At 60.6% G+C, this 18653-nt stretch carries 18 protein-coding genes; 10 read left to right on the top strand and 8 right to left on the bottom strand.

The window, feature by feature from the left end:
• Positions 1-129 precede the first annotated feature (129 nt).
• Positions 130-381 carry an outer membrane lipoprotei OprI gene (gene oprI / locus ACRESH_RS00995; RefSeq protein ID WP_003259780.1) on the bottom strand — a complete coding sequence of 84 codons (252 nt, stop codon included), beginning with the start codon at positions 379-381 and terminating at the stop codon, positions 130-132.
• Between the two features lie 506 nt (positions 382-887).
• Between oprI and ACRESH_RS00990 the strand changes: the two genes are divergently transcribed.
• Entirely contained in the window at positions 888-1169 is a 282-nt protein-coding gene (locus ACRESH_RS00990; RefSeq protein ID WP_136475380.1) for a GNAT family N-acetyltransferase, read from the top strand.
• Between the two features lie 84 nt (positions 1170-1253).
• On the opposite strand, the gene ACRESH_RS00985 is transcribed toward ACRESH_RS00990, so the two are convergent.
• Together ACRESH_RS00985 and ACRESH_RS00980 are read right to left on the bottom strand one after the other, a co-directional pair.
• Complete coding sequence (locus ACRESH_RS00985; RefSeq protein ID WP_431740175.1) at positions 1254-2330, bottom strand: 3-deoxy-7-phosphoheptulonate synthase; 1077 nt, start codon at positions 2328-2330, stop codon at positions 1254-1256.
• 169 nt (positions 2331-2499) lie between these two features.
• On the bottom strand, positions 2500-2946 hold the full coding sequence (locus ACRESH_RS00980) for a PilZ domain-containing protein (protein ID WP_431740174.1): 447 nt from the start codon (positions 2944-2946) through the stop codon (positions 2500-2502).
• 115 nt (positions 2947-3061) lie between these two features.
• Between ACRESH_RS00980 and ACRESH_RS00975 the strand changes: the two genes are divergently transcribed.
• The 4 genes from ACRESH_RS00975 to cysB all read left to right on the top strand — a co-directional run bounded on the left by ACRESH_RS00975 (position 3062) and on the right by cysB (position 6645).
• The gene (locus ACRESH_RS00975) at positions 3062-4006 is read left to right on the top strand and encodes a putative 2-dehydropantoate 2-reductase (protein WP_431740173.1); all 945 of its coding nucleotides are present in this window, start codon (positions 3062-3064) and stop codon (positions 4004-4006) included.
• Positions 4007-4045: 39 nt separating this feature from the next.
• Positions 4046-4954 (top strand): 5'-nucleotidase, encoded by a 909-nt coding sequence (locus ACRESH_RS00970; RefSeq protein WP_431740172.1) that lies wholly within the window; start codon positions 4046-4048, stop codon positions 4952-4954.
• A 93-nt stretch (positions 4955-5047) separates the two neighbouring features.
• A complete protein-coding gene (locus ACRESH_RS00965; RefSeq protein WP_431740171.1) occupies positions 5048-5545 on the top strand; it encodes a universal stress protein in 498 nt (165 codons plus the stop codon).
• A gap of 125 nt (positions 5546-5670) precedes the next feature.
• Positions 5671-6645, top strand: a complete 975-nt coding sequence (gene cysB, locus ACRESH_RS00960) for an HTH-type transcriptional regulator CysB (protein ID WP_038609205.1) — start codon at positions 5671-5673, stop codon at positions 6643-6645.
• A 93-nt stretch (positions 6646-6738) separates the two neighbouring features.
• Here cysB and ACRESH_RS00955 read toward each other — a convergent pair whose 3' ends face one another.
• Positions 6739-7473: a phosphoadenylyl-sulfate reductase gene (locus tag ACRESH_RS00955; RefSeq protein WP_431740170.1), complete on the bottom strand. Its 735-nt coding sequence runs from the start codon at positions 7471-7473 to the stop codon at positions 6739-6741.
• A 129-nt stretch (positions 7474-7602) separates the two neighbouring features.
• Here ACRESH_RS00955 and thrH point away from each other — a divergent pair, with 129 nt between their 5' ends.
• Positions 7603-8220 carry a bifunctional phosphoserine phosphatase/homoserine phosphotransferase ThrH gene (thrH, locus tag ACRESH_RS00950; RefSeq protein ID WP_431740169.1) on the top strand — a complete coding sequence of 206 codons (618 nt, stop codon included), beginning with the start codon at positions 7603-7605 and terminating at the stop codon, positions 8218-8220.
• Positions 8221-8254: 34 nt separating this feature from the next.
• On the opposite strand, the gene pabB is transcribed toward thrH, so the two are convergent.
• The 4 genes from pabB to ACRESH_RS00930 form a co-directional block, all read right to left on the bottom strand.
• Positions 8255-9598 carry an aminodeoxychorismate synthase component I gene (pabB, locus tag ACRESH_RS00945; protein ID WP_431740168.1) on the bottom strand — a complete coding sequence of 448 codons (1344 nt, stop codon included), beginning with the start codon at positions 9596-9598 and terminating at the stop codon, positions 8255-8257.
• A gap of 130 nt (positions 9599-9728) precedes the next feature.
• Positions 9729-10712: an alpha-L-glutamate ligase-like protein gene (locus ACRESH_RS00940; protein WP_431740167.1), complete on the bottom strand. Its 984-nt coding sequence runs from the start codon at positions 10710-10712 to the stop codon at positions 9729-9731.
• On the bottom strand, positions 10712-12244 hold the full coding sequence (locus ACRESH_RS00935; protein ID WP_431740166.1) for an inactive transglutaminase family protein: 1533 nt from the start codon (positions 12242-12244) through the stop codon (positions 10712-10714). Before ACRESH_RS00935 ends, ACRESH_RS00940 begins: the two co-directional genes overlap by 1 nt.
• Positions 12245-12249: 5 nt before the next feature.
• The gene (locus ACRESH_RS00930) at positions 12250-12786 is read right to left on the bottom strand and encodes an ATP-dependent zinc protease family protein (RefSeq protein ID WP_431740165.1); all 537 of its coding nucleotides are present in this window, start codon (positions 12784-12786) and stop codon (positions 12250-12252) included.
• 293 nt (positions 12787-13079) lie between these two features.
• Here ACRESH_RS00930 and ACRESH_RS00925 point away from each other — a divergent pair, with 293 nt between their 5' ends.
• The 4 genes from ACRESH_RS00925 to acnD all read left to right on the top strand — a co-directional run bounded on the left by ACRESH_RS00925 (position 13080) and on the right by acnD (position 18559).
• Positions 13080-13790: a GntR family transcriptional regulator gene (locus ACRESH_RS00925; protein WP_431740164.1), complete on the top strand. Its 711-nt coding sequence runs from the start codon at positions 13080-13082 to the stop codon at positions 13788-13790.
• A complete protein-coding gene (gene prpB, locus ACRESH_RS00920) occupies positions 13787-14677 on the top strand; it encodes a methylisocitrate lyase (RefSeq protein WP_431740163.1) in 891 nt (296 codons plus the stop codon). The genes ACRESH_RS00925 and prpB overlap by 4 nt, the downstream gene beginning before the upstream one ends.
• Before the next feature lie 69 nt (positions 14678-14746).
• On the top strand, positions 14747-15874 hold the full coding sequence (prpC, locus tag ACRESH_RS00915; protein ID WP_431740162.1) for a bifunctional 2-methylcitrate synthase/citrate synthase: 1128 nt from the start codon (positions 14747-14749) through the stop codon (positions 15872-15874).
• Positions 15875-15970: 96 nt separating this feature from the next.
• Entirely contained in the window at positions 15971-18559 is a 2589-nt protein-coding gene (gene acnD, locus ACRESH_RS00910) for a Fe/S-dependent 2-methylisocitrate dehydratase AcnD (RefSeq protein WP_431740161.1), read from the top strand.
• The last annotated feature ends 94 nt before the right edge of the window (positions 18560-18653 follow it).

Raw genomic sequence — 18653 nt, 5'->3', positions numbered from 1 at the left:
GTTGTTGCATCCGAGGCCTGCCATTGTGCAGGCCTCGTCGTTTCTGCAGGTTGCCGGTTACTTTCCTGCCGGCAATAAAAAAGCCGACCCACAAGTGGGTCGGCTCCAAATAAAAATCCCGAGGGATAATTACTTACGGCTGGCTTTGTCCAGCATACGCAGAGCGCGCTCGTTAGCTTCGTCAGCGGTCTGTTGTGCTTTTTGAGCAGCAGCCAGAGCGTCGTCAGCTTTACGGTAGGCTTCGTCAGCGCGAGCTTGTGCACGAGCAGCTGCGTCTTCAGTAGCGGTCAGGCGAGCTTCGGTTTCTTTGGAGACGCTGCTGCAACCGGTAGCCAGAACTGCGGCCAGAGCCAGAGCAGAAAATTTCAGAACGTTGTTCATCGTGTTCCCCTTCAAGGACTTTCTATTAAATAGCCATCTCTCAGCAAAGAGAAACTAGCCGGTGTACATAGTACCCATTACTTGTAGTAAGTAAACTGACAGAGCGCAAGAACTGCAAAAAAATACGCTTGTCTGGGGGCGCCACAGCCTTTGTAAAAAAACTGTGAAGGTGCCGCAGCAGCAGCTGTAATCTAGTCTAGCGAGTGTGTTTTTTGTTGAACTAGCGGTGACTTAAAGTGTCGTTCAGCGTCTTAGCACTACAACATCCGGCAACTGTTCAGGTCGCTGCCCGCTGCCTGGTTCGCTGACTGCAAGTGCACGAATTTTACGACCAGACGCCTTGAGCATCCGGGCCCTGGGCGCCTACTATTTGTACGTGCTCTTTTGCCAGAGAACGACCAGGCTGTTCTTGTTGTCCAACCGGGCACGGGGTGGCGTAGAGGTTCCTTCGCCGGACAAACATCGGTAAGGTAGGGGTCAGATCATAAGACCCGCGAGGAGTAGTGATGAGCGAGGCGTTGTCCATCCACCATGACCAGGCTGGTCATCAATTCGAGACCAATGTGGACGGTCATCGTGCTTACCTGACCTACATGGACCTGGGTAAGCAAACCTTGGATATCTACCGTACCTTTGTTCCCAATGCGTTGCGGGGCCGGGGTATTGCCGCGGCGCTGACCGAGAAGGCGCTGCAGTACGCAGAAGACATGGGCTACACCGTGATTCCGTCATGCTCGTACGTAGAACGTTACATGGAGCGCCAGCAGCGGCACTCCACCAAGGCCTGAGAATCGCGAAGGGCAGCCGCGCAGCTGCCATTCAACGCACCCACAAAAACGCCGGGCAATGCCCGGCGTTTTTGTATCTGCCTATCAGGCGCGGTCGCGCTTGGGCAGTACGTCCTTGAGCTTGGCGTGCATGCTGCGCAGGGTCTTCTCGGTGGCGTCCCAGTCGATGCAGGCGTCGGTGATCGAGACACCGTACTGCAGGTCGTTGAGGTCCTTCGGAATCGCCTGGCAGCCCCAGTTCAGGTGGCTTTCGACCATCAGGCCGATGATCGACTGGTTGCCTTCGAGGATCTGGTTGGCGACGTTTTCCATCACCAATGGCTGCAGGGCCGGGTCCTTGTTGGAGTTGGCGTGGCTGCAGTCAACCATGATGTTCGGCTTGATCTTGGCCTTGACCAGCGCCTGCTCGCACAAGGCAACACTGACGGAGTCGTAGTTCGGTTTGCCGTTGCCACCGCGCAGCACCACGTGACCGTAGGCGTTGCCTTTGGTGGTGACGATGGACACGCCGCCTTCCTGGTTGATACCCAGGAAGCGGTGAGGGCTGGAGACCGACTGCAGAGCATTGATTGCCACGGTCAGGCCGCCATCGGTGCCGTTCTTGAAGCCCACGGCCGAGGACAGGCCCGAGGCCATTTCGCGGTGAGTCTGGGACTCGGTGGTACGTGCGCCGATGGCTGACCAGCTGATCAGGTCCTGCAGGTACTGCGGGGAGATCGGGTCGAGGGCTTCGGTTGCGGTAGGCAGGCCCATTTCCGCCAGGTCCAGCAGCAGCTGGCGGCCGATGTGCAGGCCGTCCTGGATCTTGAACGAGTCGTCCAGGTACGGATCGTTGATCAGGCCTTTCCAGCCGACCGTGGTGCGTGGCTTCTCGAAGTACACGCGCATGACCAGGTACAGGGTATCGGACACTTCGGCGGCGAGGACCTTGAGGCGCTCGGCATATTCATGGGCCGCTTTGATGTCGTGAATCGAGCAGGGACCGATCACCACGAACAGGCGGTGATCCTTGCCGTCGAGGATATTGCGCACCACTTCGCGGCCCGCAGTCACGGTCTTGAGCGCAGCGGCGCTCAGGGGAATTTCCTTCTTGAGCTGATCGGGGGTGATCAAGGTCTCGTTGGAGGCAACGTTTAGGTCATCGATCGGTAAATCAGCCATCGTGTTACTCGTCAGGTCACGGGTGCCGGCCGCCAGCGATCCCCGTGCGGCGGAGCAGCAAGATTGAACGCAGCGGGAAGCCGAACCTTAGCGCGTTACACCGTGGCTCGACAATGGGCAGAGCCCGCTTTCCTGCGTGTGAAAGCCCGCAGGGGCAGGGTTTTTGCCCTTAAATGAGAATCTGTCTGGTATGGCTGGCCTTCAGGCTGGCCTCGGAGAACTCGCCAGCATGCAGGCTGACCCACTGTTGGGCGAGGACATTGAAGTCGGGCGGGGTGGTTTGGTCTAGGGCCTGCTGCTGGTAAAGGTGCTGGATCTGACAGACCTGTTCACTCATTCTCGCCCCGAATAGCGCCTGTTCATCGATGAAGGCGATGCCGACCCGGTAGCCGTCCTGCTGCTTCTGGCACCAGGTCACGTAGCCGGGGTAACGTGCCGTTTCGCCGAGGGAGGGGATGATCATTTCTACCGCCATGCCGCGGCGGTAGGCGCGGGGGTGGTTGCAGGCAATACCGCCCAGGCTGATAGTGTGCAAGCGCTGGCGAAACAGGCTGGCTGACTGGCGCAGGACCAGTTCGACCGGCACATCGTCCGGGTGAGGCAGGTATCCATGCATGGTCGACTCCGTGTCGATTTTTTGACCTTGTTCGCATCAGTATAGTGAAGGATCGTAAAGCAGTTGATTTACGTGTAAAAAATTGAACAAAAAATGAACAGTTGAGGAGGGCGGGATGAACACCAGCAGTCCGCGTATTGGCGTCATCGGCACCGGCGCCATTGGCGGTTACTACGGCCTGATGCTGGCCAGGGTCGGGTTCGATGTGCACTTCCTCTTGCGTAGCGAGTTCGATGCGGTCCGTACCCATGGGATGCGAGTCGAAAGCGCGGTGCACGGCACGTTGCAGATGCCGGTGCAGGCCTATGCCGATGCCGCCGACATGCCACCCTGCGACTGGTTGCTGGTGGGCGCCAAGACCACCAGCAATACCGAACTTGCGCCGGTGATTGCCAAGGCTGCGGCCAGCGATTGCAAAGTGCTGTTGTTGCAGAATGGCCTGGGGGTCGAAGAATGCCTGCGGCCGCTGCTACCGGCCAACCTGCACCTGCTTGGCGGCTTGTGCTTCATCTGTGTCAACCGCGAGGCGCCAGGGGTAGTTCGCCATCAGGCCTTGGGGGCGGTGAACCTGGGGTATCACAGCGGCCCAGCGGCGGACGGGGTCGAGCGTCAGAATATTGCCGAGGCCGGTGCCGAGCTGTTCCGCGCTGCCGGCATCGACTCACAGGTCATGAGCAATCTGGCTCAGGCACGCTGGCAGAAGCTGGTGTGGAATGTGCCTTATAACGGCCTGTCCGTGCTGCTCAGGGCCAGCACCACGCCCTTGATGGGTGATCCGCACAGCCGTGCATTGATCCAGGCGCTGATGGCTGAGGTGATCGAAGGTGCTCGCAGCTGTGGCCATGAATTGCCCCAGGGCTATGCTGAGCATCTGTTCGCAGTGACGGAAAAGATGCCGGACTATTGGCCAAGCATGTACCACGACTTTGCCCAGCAGCGGCCGCTGGAGTTGACGGCGATCTATGCTGAACCGCTGGCGCAGGCGCGTGCGGCGGGTTGCAGCCTGCCGCGCATCGAGGCGTTGTATCAGGCATTGGCGTTTCTCGACCGGCATAATTGATTGATGAATCATCGCGGGCAAGGCCTCCAGGAGGAGAGTATGAGCAAAAACCTCGGCGACAAACTGGTAGTCGCCATCTCCTCGCGGGCGCTGTTCGACCTCAGCGAAAGCCATCGCCTCTACCTGGCGCAAGGGGTCGAGGCCTATCGCCAGTATCAGATCGAGCACGAAGACGAAGTGCTGGAGCCGGGTGATGCATTCCCGCTGGTGCAAAAGCTGTTAGGCCTCAATGCCCATCTTGGCCAGCCCCGGGTCGAGGTGGTGCTGGTGTCGCGCAACAGTGCCGACACTGGACTGCGGGTGTTCAACTCCATCGAGCATCATGGCCTGGGTATTTATCGCGCAGCCTTTGTCGGCGGGCGCAGCCCTTATCCGTATCTGGCGGCCTTCGGTTGCCATTTATTCCTGTCCACCGATGCTGACGATGTACGCAGCGCGCTTGAAGCCGGCTTCGCCGCGGCAACCATCCTGTCCGGAGGTGCGCAACGAGCAGCCAGCGATGAGCTGCGTATAGCTTTTGACGGGGATGCGGTGCTGTTCTCCGACGAATCCGAGCGGGTCTATCAATTGGGTGGCCTGGAAGCGTTCCAGGCCAGCGAGCGCCAGTCGGCCCGCGAACCCTTGCGGGGAGGGCCGTTCAAGCCATTCCTCGCCGCGCTTAACCTGCTGCAGAAGGAGTTCCCCGAAGGCGCCTGTCCGATTCGCACGGCCCTGGTGACCGCGCGTTCGGCGCCGGCGCACGAGCGGGTGATCCGCACCCTGCGCGAGTGGGATATCCGCCTGGACGAGTCACTGTTCCTTGGCGGCCTGGACAAGTCGGCGTTCCTTGAAGCCTTTGCCGCCGATGTGTTCTTCGACGACCAGGCCGGCCATTGCGAGCGGGCGCGCAGTGTCGTGGCAACCGGTCATGTGCCTCACGGCATCAGCAATGAACCGACCCTGGGCTAGGCCGCTGGTGCCGGGCGCCAGACGGAACTGCGCGTGATCGGCGCGCTGCTAAGCTGAAGCTTGCTCTGCCCATGCGGCAGTCGAGGAGGTCGAATGATCCGATCCATGCTGTATGCCACTGACCTCGGCGTCTACGCGCCTTTTGTCATGCAACACGCGCTGGCGCTGGCACGCACCTTCAATGCAGAGCTTTACGTGATTCATGCCGTCGAACCCATGGGGCAGTTTGCCGAGTCCCTGCTGCAAAGTTACCTGGACGAGCAGACTCTGGACCAACTGCACAGCCAGGGGGTCAATAACGTCATGGCCAATATCGAACAGCAGGTCCTGGAAAATTTTCGTGACGAATTAGGCGAGGAAGCGGATCTGGCGCTGATCAAGGCGGTACGAGTGCGCCAGGGCGATCCGGCACAGGTGATCCTGGAGCAGGCGCAGCGCCTGAATGTCGATCTACTGATCTTCGGCAGCCACAGCCAGGGGGCGGGCGTTGATATTCCCATCGGCCGCACCGCTGTGCGTCTGCTGCAGCTTTCGCCGGTGCCGGTGTACATGGTGCCGTTGGCCCAGCACCTGGGGCGTCGGAAGGTATAGCGCTGCGTTGTCGGAGGACTCCCACTAGACTGCTAAAATAGTTCTAGATTTATTCTTCAAACCACTAATATAGTTATAAATCGTCGCTGCTGCCGGTGACGCCCCAGCTGATTTGAGGGATACCTATGAAGCTTCAACAATTGCGCTACATCTGGGAAGTGGCGCACCACGACCTCAACGTCTCCGCGACAGCGCAGAGTCTGTATACGTCCCAGCCGGGCATCAGCAAGCAGATCCGCCTGCTCGAGGACGAGCTGGGCGTTGAAGTGTTCGCCCGCAGCGGCAAGCACCTGACCCGCGTTACGCCGGCCGGTGAACGTATTATCACCACCGCTGGCGAAATCCTGCGCAAGGTCGAAAGCATCAAGCAGATTGCCCAGGAGTTCTCCAACGAGAAGAAGGGCACCCTGTCGATCGCCACCACCCACACCCAGGCACGCTATGCGCTGCCGCCGGTGATCAGCAGCTTCATCAAGCAGTACCCGGAGGTGGCCCTGCACATGCATCAGGGTTCGCCGATGCAGATTGCCGAAATGGCTGCGGACGGCACTGTGGATTTCGCCATCGCCACTGAAGCCCTGGAGCTGTTCGGGGACTTGGTGATGATGCCGTGCTACCGCTGGAACCGTTGTGTGGTGGTGCCGCAAGGCCACCCGCTGACCAAGCTGCCCAAGCTTACCCTCGAAGCCTTGGCCGAATACCCGATCGTTACGTATGTGTTCGGTTTCACCGGTCGCTCCAAGCTCGACGAAGCCTTCAGCCATCGCGGCCTGACCCCGAAAGTGGTGTTCACCGCCGCTGACGCCGACGTCATTAAGACCTACGTACGCCTGGGTCTGGGTGTGGGTATCGTGGCCAAGATGGCGGTCGATACCAAGCTCGACAATGACCTGGTGGTTCTTGATGCCAGTGAACTGTTCGAGTCCAGCGTGACCAAGATCGGCTTCCGCCGTGGCACCTTCCTGCGTGGTTTCATGTGCGACTTCATCGAGAAGTTCGCCCCGCACCTGACGCGTGAAGTGATGGCCAAGGCTATCCAGTGCCACAACAAGCAAGAGCTTGAAGAGCTGTTTGCAGATGTCGAGTTGCCGGTGCACTAAGCAGGAGCGGCAAGCTGCAAGCGGCAAGCCACAAGAAAAAGCAGCTAATGCGCGGATTGCTCTTTCTTGCAGCTTGAAGCTTGCCGCTTTGAGCTAGCTCTTGGCAATCAGATTGCCGGCATGCAGGCCGCATTCCTTCTGAGTCGACTCTTCCCACCACCAACGTCCTTCGCGTTCGTGCTGGTTCGGCAGCACCGGGCGGGTGCAGGGCTCGCAGCCGATGCTGATGAAACCGCGCTCGTGCAGGCTGTTGTAAGGCAGTTCGAGCATGCGGATATAGCCCCAGACTTCTTCGCTACTCATCTGCGCCAACGGGTTGAATTTGTACAGGGTGTGCTCGGGTGTAGAGAACGCACCGTCAATTTCCAGTGCCGCCACCTGGCTGCGGGTGCCCGGGCTCTGGTCGCGGCGCTGGCCGGTGGCCCAGGCACTGACGGTGCTCAGCTTGCGGCGCAGCGGCTCGATCTTGCGGATGCCGCAGCATTCGCCGTGGCCATCCTTGTAGAAGCTGAACAGGCCTTTCTCTTTGACAAAGGGCTCAAGCTTGCTGTGATCGGGGGAGAGGATTTCGATTGGCAGGTTGTAGTACTCGCGCACCTGATCGATGAAGCGGTAGGTCTCCGGATGCAGGCGGCCGGTGTCGAGGCTGAACACCTTGACGTTCTTGTTCAGCTTCCAGGCCATGTCCACCAGCACCACGTCTTCGGCGCCGCTGAAGGAGATCCACAGGTCGTCGCCGAAGTGTTCGAAGGCGAGCTTGAGGATGTCTTGCGGGGACTTGTTGGCATAGGTCGCGGCCAGGGCGGCGACGTCGAAGGATTGGCTCATCAGGCGGCTTCCGGTGATTGAATGGCGCTTGGCGCTCGTAATCTCTCGATCTTAACAAAAATTGCCCGGGCAGACGTCTCGCATGTAGAGTGCGGCTTCCCATTTTTGGCGTTGTTCGAGGAGTGTGCTGTGGAAATTGCCTGTCTCGACCTGGAAGGCGTGCTGGTCCCGGAAATCTGGATCGCTTTCGCGGAAAAAACCGGAATCGAATCGCTGCGGGCCACCACCCGTGATATTCCCGATTATGACGTGCTGATGAAGCAGCGCCTGCGCATTCTCGATGAGCATGGGTTGAAGCTTTCCGATATCCAGGCGGTGATCGCCACGCTCAAGCCGCTGGACGGCGCCATCGAATTCGTTGACTGGCTGCGCGAGCGCTTCCAGGTGGTGATTCTCTCCGATACTTTCTACGAGTTCTCTCAGCCACTGATGCGCCAGCTGGGTTTCCCGACCTTGCTCTGTCATCGTCTGATTACCGACGAGACGGACCGGGTGACTGGCTACCAATTGCGCCAGAAAGACCCCAAGCGCCAGTCGGTGCTGGCCTTCAAGAGCCTGTACTACCGGGTGATTGCCGCTGGTGACTCGTACAACGACACCACCATGCTTGGCGAGGCCGATGTGGGGATTCTGTTCCATGCGCCGGAGAATGTGATTCGCGAGTTTCCGCAGTTTCCGGCGGTGCATGATTTTGAGGCGTTGAAGCAAGAGTTCATCAAGGCTTCTAACAGGTCGCTCAGTCTGTAGGGTCTCTATCGCGGGGCTAGCCCCGCGATGTTTTTCAGAGGCTTTGCAGGGTGTCGAGCAGCACCTTGACCTTGGTAACCGACTCCTCGTACTCCGCCTGCCAATCCGAATCAGCCACCACCGCGCCACCACCCCAGCAGCACACCTGCCCATCCTTGACCAGCAAGCTGCGAATGGCGATCGAGCTGTCCATCTCGCCACGCACGTCCACATACAGCAATGACCCGCAATACAGTGCCCGACGGCTCGGTTCCAGCTCGTCGATGATCTGCATGGCGCGGATCTTCGGCGCGCCGGTGATCGAGCCGCCGGGAAAGCTGCCAGCGATCAGGTCCAGGGCGTCCTTGTCGGCAGCCAGTTGGCCGGTGACGCTGCTGACCAGGTGATGCACATTCGGATAGCTTTCCAGGCTGAACAGTTCCGGCACTTTCACCGAACCGATCTCGCAACTGCGGCCCAGGTCGTTGCGCAGCAGGTCGACGATCATCAGGTTTTCCGCGCGGTCCTTGCTGCTGGCCAGCAGTTCGGCACTGTTGCGTGCATCTTGTGCCGCATCTGCGCTGCGTGGACGGGTGCCCTTGATCGGCCGGGTCTCGACCCGGCCGCCACTGACCTGGATGAAACGTTCCGGTGAGAAGCTCAGCAGGGTGCTGCCATCAGCCAGCACCTGGAAGCCTGAGTAGGGCGTAGGGCAGGCTTGGCGCACGGCCTGGTAGGCATGCCAGGGATCGCCTTGGCACGGTGCGCGAAAGCGCTGGGTGAGGTTGATCTGGTAACAGTCACCGGCATGGATGTACGCCTGCACCCGGTCAAAGGCTTGGTGGTATTCCTCGGCGCTGATATCGCTGCGCATCGGCGCCAGCAGGGAGAAATGCGCCTCGCAGTCCGTCACCGGCGCCTCGAACAGCGCAATCAGGCGCTGGCGCTCGGTTTCGGCCAGGCGCGGGTGAAACAGCAACTGGCAGCGTCCGAGCTGATGGTCGCAGATGAGCGCCCAGGCATAGAGCCCGAGGCTGGCGTCGGCCAGGCCCAGGTCGTCGACGGCCAGGTGCGGCAGTTGCTCCAGGCGCCGCCCGAAGTCATAGCTGAGGTAGCCGATCAGGCCGCCGGCAAAGGGCAGTTCGATGCCGTCTGGCAGTTCCGCCCGTCCCAGTTGCGCAAGGCTTGCGCGCAGGCGTTGCAGGTAGGCTTCACCGCTTTCAGTGGCCTGTGGCGCCAGGGTTTGCAGCGGCCAGGCGCTGAGCAGGTCGAAGCGTCCGCGCTCAGCGCTTGGGCGGGCGCTATCGAGCAGCACGGCGCCTGGCGCCTGGCGGATGCGTGCGAAGTAGGCCGCAGGATCGGCCAGGTAGGGCAGGGCGTGGAGCGTACAGGTCGGCATGCAAGTGAACAGCTATGAATGCGGGGAGGCGATTGTAGTCCTGTGTAGGAAATGCGCCTAGCGCGGACTACGACCTTGAGTGCCTTGCTTGCGTCAGCCAGGGCTGGCTGACGCAAGCAAGGTGGTGGCCTCAGCTGCTGGACGGTACGTGGCCGAACAGCTCCTGAGCGAAGCGTACGCGCTCTTCGACAGTTTCCTTGCGACCGTCTTTGGCTAGTTGCTCCAGGTGTGCTTCTACTGCGTGAGTACGCTTGGTCAGGCCGCAATCGTTGGCGATCTGGATGTTCAGGCCGGGGCGGGCGTTGAGCTCAAGGATCAACGGGCCCTTGTCCTGGTCCAGCACCATGTCGACACCGATGTACCCCAGCCCGCACAGCTCAAAGCAGCCGGCTGCCAGCTTCATGAAGCCGTCCCAGTTCGGCAGTTGCACGCCGTCCACCGCGTTAGTGGTGTCCGGGTGCTTGCTGATGATGTTGTTCAACCAGGTGCCGCGCAGGGTCACGCCGGTCGCCAGGTCCACGCCGACGCCGATAGCGCCCTGGTGCAGGTTGGCCTTGCCGCCGGACTGGCGGGTCGGCAGGCGCAGCATGGCCATCACTGGGTAGCCCATCAGCACGATGATGCGGATGTCCGGCACGCCTTCATAGCTGATGCTTTTGAAGATCTGGTCGGGGGTCACCCGGTACTCGATCAGGGCACGGTCACGGTGACCGCCCAGGGAGTACAGGCCAGTGAGGATGCTGGAGATCTGGTGCTCGATTTCCTCGTGGCTGATGATCTTGCCTGAGACCGTGCGATAACGGTTTTCGAAGCGATCAGCCACCACCAGGATGCCGTCACCGCCGGCGCCCTGGGCGGGCTTGACGACGAAGTCGTTGCGCCCGCCGATGATCTCGCCGAGTTTGTCGATCTCTTTCTCGGTGGAGATGATCCCATACATTTCCGGCACATGAATGCCGGCCCGGATCGCACGCTCCTTGGTGATGATCTTGTCATCGACAATCGGGTACAGGTGGCGCTTGTTGTACTTGAGGACGTAGTCCGCATTGCGCCGGTTGATACCCATGATGCCCCGGGCCTCCAGGGCTTTCCAGGTTTTCCAGAGACCGAACATCAGGCGTCAGCCTTCACGAAAGCTTTGAAACGCACCAGCTCCGTCAGGCGGTAGCCGCGGTAGCGGCCCATCGCCAGCATGAAGCCCACCAGAATCAGCAGCACCGCCGGGAAGGTGAAGACGAAGTACACCAGCTCCGGCACGCTCATCAGCAGGTGTGCCAGGGAGGCGGCGAACAGGGTGCCGATGGCGACTTTCATCGCATGGCCACCACCACGTTCTTCCCAGGTGATCGACAGGCGTTCGATGGTCATGGTCAGGATCACCATCGGGAACAGCGCTACCGACAGACCGCGCTCCAGGCCCAGCTTGTGGCTGAACAGGCTGATCGCGGCGATCAACACCACGACGAAGGTCAGTACCACCGACAGGCGCGGCAGCATCTGCAGTTTCAGGTGTTCGAGATAGGAGCGTAGTGACAGGCCCAGCGCGGTAATCACCGTGAACAGGATGATACCGAAGCCCAGTTGGGTTTCGCGGAAGGCCAGGGCGATCAGTACCGGGGTGAAGGTACCCAGGGTCTGCAGGCCGACCAGGTTGCGCAGTATCAGGATCACCAGCACGCCGATCGGGATCATTACCATGATCATGAAGGTCTGCTGGGTCTGCAGCGGCAGGCCATAGAGCGAGTACTCGAGGAAGTCGGCGTCGGTGTTCTCGTCGGTCAGCTTGGCCAGGCGGATGGCGTTCATCTCGCTGTTGTTCAGGCTGAAGCTGACGTTGGCTTTCTTGCCGCCATCGACGGTGATCAGGTTGTCATCACCGGTCCACCACAGCAGGCGGTCGCTAGGCAGGCCTTGTTCGCCGGTGTCCGGGTTGAAGTACAGCCAGTCGGTGCCATTGAAGCTGCGCAGCCACAGTTCAGGGGTTTGCGGCTGGTCGGCGACCAGGCGGATGGTGTGGACCTTTTCTACCGGGACGTGGGCAATGGACAGCAGCAGGTCGATGACCTTGGCCTTGTTCAGCGACGAGGCATCACCGGCCAGCAGCAGTTTGACATTGTCGTCATTGAGGTTGTTGACCCGCTTGATAGTTTCGCTGACGAAGGTTTCGACGTCGGCGGAATGCTGGCGGATCGGCGCCATCAGGGCTTCAGCGGCGACTTTTTCCGGACCTTCTACGGCCAGGCTGTCGCGGAAGGTAGGGCCCTTGATCTTGGTTTTTTCGGTGCTGTAGCGCTTGGTCAGGACCAGGCGGTAGTACAGGGTCTGATTGCCGCTGGCGCGACGGGCCGACCAGGTCACCTTGCGGTTGCCGTCGACACGGTTGACGCTGACCCCGTAGTTGTTGGAGATGAAGCTCTCATTGAGGCTGACGTAATCGCGGCTCAATGGCGGTACGAACATCTGTATCTTGACCGGATCCTTGGGGTTGGCGACGAACTCGACCTTGGCGTCGATGTTCCACAGGTCGTCAGTCTCGTCTTCGGTCACCGGGATCCCGAGAAAGAAGATCTGATAGGCCGTGACAATGATGCCCAGTAGCACCAGTACGGTGATCAGGACTTTCAGATGAAGGGTAAGAGAGCGCATCGGGATTACTCTGCGGTGTGAGCGTCAGCGGCGCAGGCAGGTTTGCCGGCCGCGTATTTAAGGCTTGGGTCGACCAGCGCATCAAAGTGCTTGAGGGCCTCGGAGCCAATCAGCAGCGGGTACTGGAACGCGCTGCGGTCGGTCAGGTTCACTTCGATCACGCGTTGGGCCGTGCCCATGCAGATGTTCAGTTCAATCACCGGGCGGGCGGTGTAGGCCTTGCCCTCGTCCGGGTTGTAATCACCGGCGCGTCGCTTGATCTTGCTGACACGGGCCAAGGGTCGTTCTATCGGATGCGCATGGGCGGCGTCAATTGCCAGGTAGAAGCGCACCCAGGACTCGCCATTACGCTTGAAGCGCTTGATATCGCGGGCGCTGAGCGAGGCGGTCTTGGCCCCGGTGTCGAGCTTGGCGGCAACCTCCAGGTCGATATCGGCAAGGCGGGCGTATTCATTAAGGCCGTACACGGTCTTTTCCGCGGCCTGGCCAAGGGCCGGCAACAAAAACAGGCTGAGCAACAGTGGAAGGGGCGTAAGTCTCATAAATCCTGGCGCGGTGCTGTGCGATGTTCGGGTCAAGGCCACTGGCAGTACTGCGCAAGCTTCCTCGTTTATCTGTCATCACCACAAAATGATGACAAGCACACTATTCATGCCCTGTGTGGGGCGCGGCATTCTATCACGCTGGTGTGCTGGCGCCAGCGCGCTGCAGTCAGACAACACTTTGGGGTGTGAAGTTCGTTCTTAGACGATTGTCGACAATATTGATTTTGTCTTTGACTATGCTTGTCGATTTGGCTAGTTTTGGCCTCATTGATTTATGAGGTGTCGACAATATGTTGGACGCAGCCCAAGCTTCCGGCGCGATCGCAGAGGATTCCGAAACCCTCTCGGAAAACGTCTTCCGGCGTATCCAGGCGGCCATCGTCAAGGGCGAGATCGCCCCGGGCAGCAAGATCTCCGAGCCTGAGCTGGCGCGCACCTACGGCATCAGCCGCGGGCCGCTACGTGAGGCGATTCACCGCCTGGAAGGCCAGCGTCTGCTGGTGCGTGTGCCGCATGTCGGCGCACGGGTGGTATCACTGAGCCATGCCGAATTGATCGAGCTGTACGGAATCCGCGAGTCGCTGGAAGGCATGGCGTGTCGCCTGGCTGCCGAGCGTATGAGCGTAGCCGAGATCGATGAGCTGCGCCGGGTGCTCGACACCCACGAGCGCGATGCCACTTTCCAGGCAGGCCTGGGCTATTACCAGCAGGAAGGCGATTACGACTTTCATTACCGGATCATCCAGGGCAGCGGCAACCGCACCCTGGTGCAAATGCTCTGCGGCGAGCTGTATCAACTGGTGCGCATGTACCGCATCCAGTTCTCCGCCACGCCCAACCGGCCACGTCAGGCGTTCGCTGAACACCACCGGATTCTCGATGCCATCGCCGAGCGTGACGGCGAACTGGCCGAGCTCTTGATGCGTCGTCACATCGGCGCCTCCAAACGCAACATTGAGCGTCATTATCTGGACGCTACCAGCCCACGAGGTGAGTCATGAGTCAGAAAAGCAGTCCCGGCCAGCGCTTTCGCGATGCCGTCGGCGCCGAACACCCCCTGCAGGTTGTCGGTGCGATCAACGCCAACCATGCACTGCTGGCCAAGCGTGCCGGTTTCAAGGCCATCTACCTCTCGGGTGGCGGCGTAGCCGCTGGCTCTCTGGGTCTGCCGGACCTGGGTATCACCGGGCTGGATGACGTGCTCACCGACGTACGACGCATCACCGACGTTTGCGATCTGCCGCTGCTGGTGGATGTCGACACCGGTTTCGGTTCCTCGGCGTTCAACGTTGCCCGTACCGTCAAGTCGATGATCAAGTTTGGTGCTGCTGCGATCCATATCGAGGATCAGGTCGGCGCCAAGCGCTGCGGCCATCGTCCGAACAAGGAAATCGTCTCCCAGCAGGAGATGGTCGACCGTATCAAAGCGGCGGTGGATGCCCGTACCGACGACAGCTTCGTGATCATGGCGCGTACTGACGCTCTGGCCGTTGAAGGCCTGGAAGCGGCCCTGGACCGTGCCGCTGCGTGCATCGAGGCCGGTGCCGACATGATTTTCCCGGAAGCCATCACCGAATTGCAGATGTACAAGACTTTCGCCAGCCGGGTGAAAGCGCCGATCCTGGCCAACATCACCGAATTCGGTGCGACCCCGCTGTACACCACCGAAGAGCTTGCCTCGGTCGACGTGTCGCTGGTGCTCTACCCGCTGTCGGCGTTCCGCGCCATGAACAAGGCAGCCGAGAATGTCTACACCGCGCTGCGCCGCGACGGTACGCAAAAGAATGTGATCGACACCATGCAAACGCGCATGGAGCTGTATGACGCCATTGATTACCACGTGTTCGAGCAGAAGCTCGATGCACTGTTCGCCCAGAAGAAGGGCTGAACCTGTGGGAGCGGGCTTGCCCCGCGATTAGCCTGAAATTCCATAATAAATTCAAGAGTGGAGAAAGACATGGCCGAAGCAAAAGTACTCAGTGGTGCCGGCCTGCGTGGTCAAGTGGCCGGGCAAACCGCACTGTCGACCGTGGGCCAGGCCGGTGCCGGCCTGACCTACCGTGGCTATGATGTTCGTGAACTGGCCGAACATGCCGAATTCGAGGAAGTCGCCTACCTGTTGCTCTACGGTGAACTGCCGAGCAAGGCCCAGCTAGACGAGTACAAAAGCAAGCTCAAGACCCTGCGCGACTTGCCACAAGTCCTGAAGGAAGTGCTCGAGCGCATTCCGGTCACTGCCCACCCGATGGATGTGATGCGTACCGGTTGCTCGGTGCTCGGCACCCTGGAGCCGGAACTGAGCTTCGACTTGCAGCACGACAAGACCGATCGCCTGCTGGCCCTGTTCCCGGCGATCATGTGCTACTGGTACCGTTTCAGTCATCACGGTGTGCGCATCAACTGCAGCAGCGATGAAGACACCATCGGCGGCCACTTCCTGCACCTGTTGCACGGCAAGAAGCCGAGTGAGCTGCATGTAAAAGTGATGAACGTCTCGCTGATCCTCTACGCCGAGCACGAATTCAACGCCTCGACCTTTACGGCTCGGGTTTGCGCCTCGACCCTGTCCGACCTGTACTCCTGTGTCACCGCCGCCATCGGCTCGCTGCGTGGCCCGCTGCACGGCGGTGCCAACGAAGCGGCCATGGAGATGATCGAACGCTTCCAGACCCCGCAGGAAGCCATCAGCGGCACCCTGGTGATGCTCGAGCGCAAGGACAAGATCATGGGCTTCGGCCATGCCATCTACAAAGAGTCCGACCCACGTAACGAGGTGATCAAGGGCTGGTCGAAGAAGCTTGCTGACGAAGTGGCTGACACCGTGTTGTACCCGGTGTCCGAAGCGATCGACAAAACCATGTGGGAGCAGAAGAAACTGTTCCCCAACGCCGACTTCTACCATGCCTCGGCGTATCACTTCATGGGCATTCCGACCAAGCTGTTCACCCCGATCTTCGTCTGCTCGCGTCTGACCGGCTGGGCAGCCCACGTGTTCGAACAGCGTGCCAACAACCGCATCATCCGTCCGAGCGCCGAATACACCGGCGTCGAGCAGCGCAAGTTCGTGCCAATCGAACAACGCTGAGCCTGGCCGCAGACCAATTGGCCTGGCCTCCACTCTGTGGGAGGGGCAGGTTTGGTCTGCTGGCCACCGACCTTACCGTGATTGAGTCCCTGTGCCATGAATACTGAATTTCGCAAGAACCTGCCGGGCACTGGCCTGGATTATTTTGACGCTCGTGCGGCTGTCGACGCGATTAAGCCCGGCGCCTATGACCGTCTTCCCTACACGTCCCGCGTACTGGCAGAAAACCTGGTGCGCCGCTGCGATCCAGCCAGCCTCAATGCGTCGTTGAGCCAGTTGATCGAGCGCAAGCGCGACCTCGACTTCCCCTGGTTCCCAGCCCGTGTGGTCTGCCACGACATTCTCGGCCAGACCGCGCTGGTCGACCTCGCCGGCCTGCGTGACGCCATCGCCGAGGGCGGCGGCGACCCGGCCCAGGTCAACCCGGTGGTGCCGGTGCAACTGATCGTCGACCACTCGCTGGCGGTGGAGTGCGGTGGTTTCGACCCGCAGGCGTTCGAGAAGAACCGCGCCATCGAAGACCGCCGCAACGAAGACCGTTTCCATTTCATCAACTGGACCAAGAAGGCGTTCAAGAACGTCGATGTGATCCAGCCGGGCAACGGCATCATGCACCAGATCAACCTGGAGAAGATGTCGCCGGTGATCCAGGCCGAGCGAGGCGTGGCCTATCCCGATACCTGTGTCGGTACTGACAGCCACACCCCGCACGTCGATGCCTTGGGCGTGATCGCCATCGGCGTCGGCGGACTGGAGGCTGAGAACGTCATGCTCGGTCGTGCCTCGTGGATGCGCCTGCCGGAAATCGTCGGTGTCGAGCTGTCCGGCAAGCCGCAGCCTGGCATCACCGCCACCGACGTGGTATTGGCCCTGACCGAGTTCCTGCGCAAGGAAAAAGTTGTTGGTGCCTACCTCGAATTCTACGGTGAAGGCGCCCGTGCCCTGACCCTGGGCGACCGTGCGACCATCTCCAACATGGCCCCGGAATACGGCGCCACCGCGGCGATGTTCTCCATCGACCAGCAGACCATCGACTACCTCAAACTCACCGGTCGTGAAGACGAGCAGGTCCAGTTGGTGGAGGCCTACGCCAAGGTTGCAGGCCTGTGGTCGGACAGCCTGGTCAACGCCGAGTATGAGCGGGTGTTGCGCTTCGACTTGTCCAGCGTGGTGCGTAACATGGCCGGTCCGTCCAACCCGCATGCCCGTGTGGCTACTAGCGACCTGGCCAGCAAGGGCATCGCCGGTCAGTGGCAAGAAGTGCCGGGACAGATGCCTGATGGCGCGGTGATCATCGCTGCCATCACCAGCTGCACCAATACCAGTAACCCGCGCAATGTGATCGCCGCAGGCCTCCTGGCGCGCAACGCCAACAAGCTTGGCCTGGTCCGCAAACCATGGGTGAAATCGTCCCTGGCGCCGGGTTCCAAGACCGTTGCCCTGTACCTGAAGGAGGCGGGCCTCGACGACGAACTGGAGCAACTCGGCTTCGGCATCGTGGCCTTTGCCTGCACCACCTGCAACGGCATGTCTGGCGCGCTGGACCCGGTAATCCAGCAGGAAATCATCGACCGCGACCTGTACGCCACCGCGGTGCTCTCGGGCAACCGCAACTTCGACGGGCGTATCCACCCTTACGCCAAGCAGGCGTTCCTGGCCTCGCCACCGTTGGTGGTGGCCTATGCCATTGCCGGTACCATTCGCTTCGACATCGAGAAAGATGTACTGGCGGTGGTCGACGGCAAGGAAATCCGCCTCAAGGATATCTGGCCGAGCGATGAAGAGATCGACGCCGTGGTCAAGGCTGCGGTCAAGCCGGAGCAGTTCCGCCAGGTCTACATCCCGATGTTCGCCATTGAGCAAGACACCGGGCCCAAGGTCGATCCGCTGTACGACTGGCGTCCGATGAGCACCTATATCCGCCGTCCGCCGTACTGGGAAGGCGCCCTGGCCGGGGAGCGCACGCTCAAGGGCATGCGTCCGCTGGCAGTGCTGCCGGATAACATCACCACCGACCACCTGTCGCCGTCGAACGCCATCATGCTCAACAGCGCCGCCGGTGAGTACCTGGCGAAAATGGGCCTGCCGGAGGAGGACTTCAACTCCTACGCGACTCACAGGGGTGACCATTTGACCGCGCAACGCGCGACCTTCGCCAACCCGAAACTGTTCAACGAAATGGTCCAGGAAGGCGGCAAGGTCAAGCAGGGTTCGCTGGCGCGCATCGAGCCGGAGGGCAAGGTCACGCGCATGTGGGAAGCCATCGAAACTTACATGGAGCGCAAGCAGCCACTGATCATCGTCGCCGGTGCCGACTACGGCCAGGGCTCGTCCCGTGACTGGGCGGCCAAGGGCGTGCGCCTGGCCGGTGTCGAGGCTATCGTCGCTGAAGGCTTTGAACGCATCCACCGCACCAACCTGGTGGGCATGGGCGTGTTGCCACTGGAGTTCAAGCCGGGCGTGAACCGCAAGACCCTGGATATCGACGGCACCGAAACCTTCGACGTGGTTGGCCAGCGTACCCCGCGGGCCACCTTGACTCTGGTGATTACCCGCCACAATGGCGAGCGCGTTGAAGTGCCGGTGACCTGCCGCCTGGATACCGCTGAAGAAGTGTCGATTTATGACGCGGGCGGGGTGCTGCAGCGCTTTGCCCAGGACTTCCTCGAATCGGCGGCGGTTTGAGGTAAGGCCTTATCGCGGGGCAAGCCCGCTCCCACCGACCGGTAGGAGCGGGCTTGTCCCGCGATTGCCCCCACAGCACTAACAGGACAAACAA

The sequence above is a fragment of the Pseudomonas sp. genome, assembly GCF_050739775.1.
Classification (GTDB): domain Bacteria; phylum Pseudomonadota; class Gammaproteobacteria; order Pseudomonadales; family Pseudomonadaceae; genus Aquipseudomonas.
This window is presented reverse-complemented; position numbering and strand designations above follow the sequence as displayed.

Coding starts and splice junctions, on each gene's coding strand:
- ACRESH_RS00965 (WP_431740171.1), top strand. CDS start 5,048: ATGATCCGATCCATGCTGTATGCCACTGACCTCGGCGTCTACGCGCCT.
- ACRESH_RS00940 (WP_431740167.1), bottom strand. CDS start 10,712: ATGTTCGGTCTCTGGAAAACCTGGAAAGCCCTGGAGGCCCGGGGCATC.
- ACRESH_RS00990 (WP_136475380.1), top strand. CDS start 888: ATGAGCGAGGCGTTGTCCATCCACCATGACCAGGCTGGTCATCAATTC.
- ACRESH_RS00955 (WP_431740170.1), bottom strand. CDS start 7,473: ATGAGCCAATCCTTCGACGTCGCCGCCCTGGCCGCGACCTATGCCAAC.
- ACRESH_RS00935 (WP_431740166.1), bottom strand. CDS start 12,244: ATGCGCTCTCTTACCCTTCATCTGAAAGTCCTGATCACCGTACTGGTG.
- ACRESH_RS00975 (WP_431740173.1), top strand. CDS start 3,062: ATGAACACCAGCAGTCCGCGTATTGGCGTCATCGGCACCGGCGCCATT.
- acnD (WP_431740161.1), top strand. CDS start 15,971: ATGAATACTGAATTTCGCAAGAACCTGCCGGGCACTGGCCTGGATTAT.
- ACRESH_RS00930 (WP_431740165.1), bottom strand. CDS start 12,786: ATGAGACTTACGCCCCTTCCACTGTTGCTCAGCCTGTTTTTGTTGCCG.
- ACRESH_RS00985 (WP_431740175.1), bottom strand. CDS start 2,330: ATGGCTGATTTACCGATCGATGACCTAAACGTTGCCTCCAACGAGACC.
- ACRESH_RS00925 (WP_431740164.1), top strand. CDS start 13,080: ATGTTGGACGCAGCCCAAGCTTCCGGCGCGATCGCAGAGGATTCCGAA.
- ACRESH_RS00980 (WP_431740174.1), bottom strand. CDS start 2,946: ATGCATGGATACCTGCCTCACCCGGACGATGTGCCGGTCGAACTGGTC.
- oprI (WP_003259780.1), bottom strand. CDS start 381: ATGAACAACGTTCTGAAATTTTCTGCTCTGGCTCTGGCCGCAGTTCTG.
- ACRESH_RS00970 (WP_431740172.1), top strand. CDS start 4,046: ATGAGCAAAAACCTCGGCGACAAACTGGTAGTCGCCATCTCCTCGCGG.
- cysB (WP_038609205.1), top strand. CDS start 5,671: ATGAAGCTTCAACAATTGCGCTACATCTGGGAAGTGGCGCACCACGAC.
- prpC (WP_431740162.1), top strand. CDS start 14,747: ATGGCCGAAGCAAAAGTACTCAGTGGTGCCGGCCTGCGTGGTCAAGTG.
- pabB (WP_431740168.1), bottom strand. CDS start 9,598: ATGCCGACCTGTACGCTCCACGCCCTGCCCTACCTGGCCGATCCTGCG.
- prpB (WP_431740163.1), top strand. CDS start 13,787: ATGAGTCAGAAAAGCAGTCCCGGCCAGCGCTTTCGCGATGCCGTCGGC.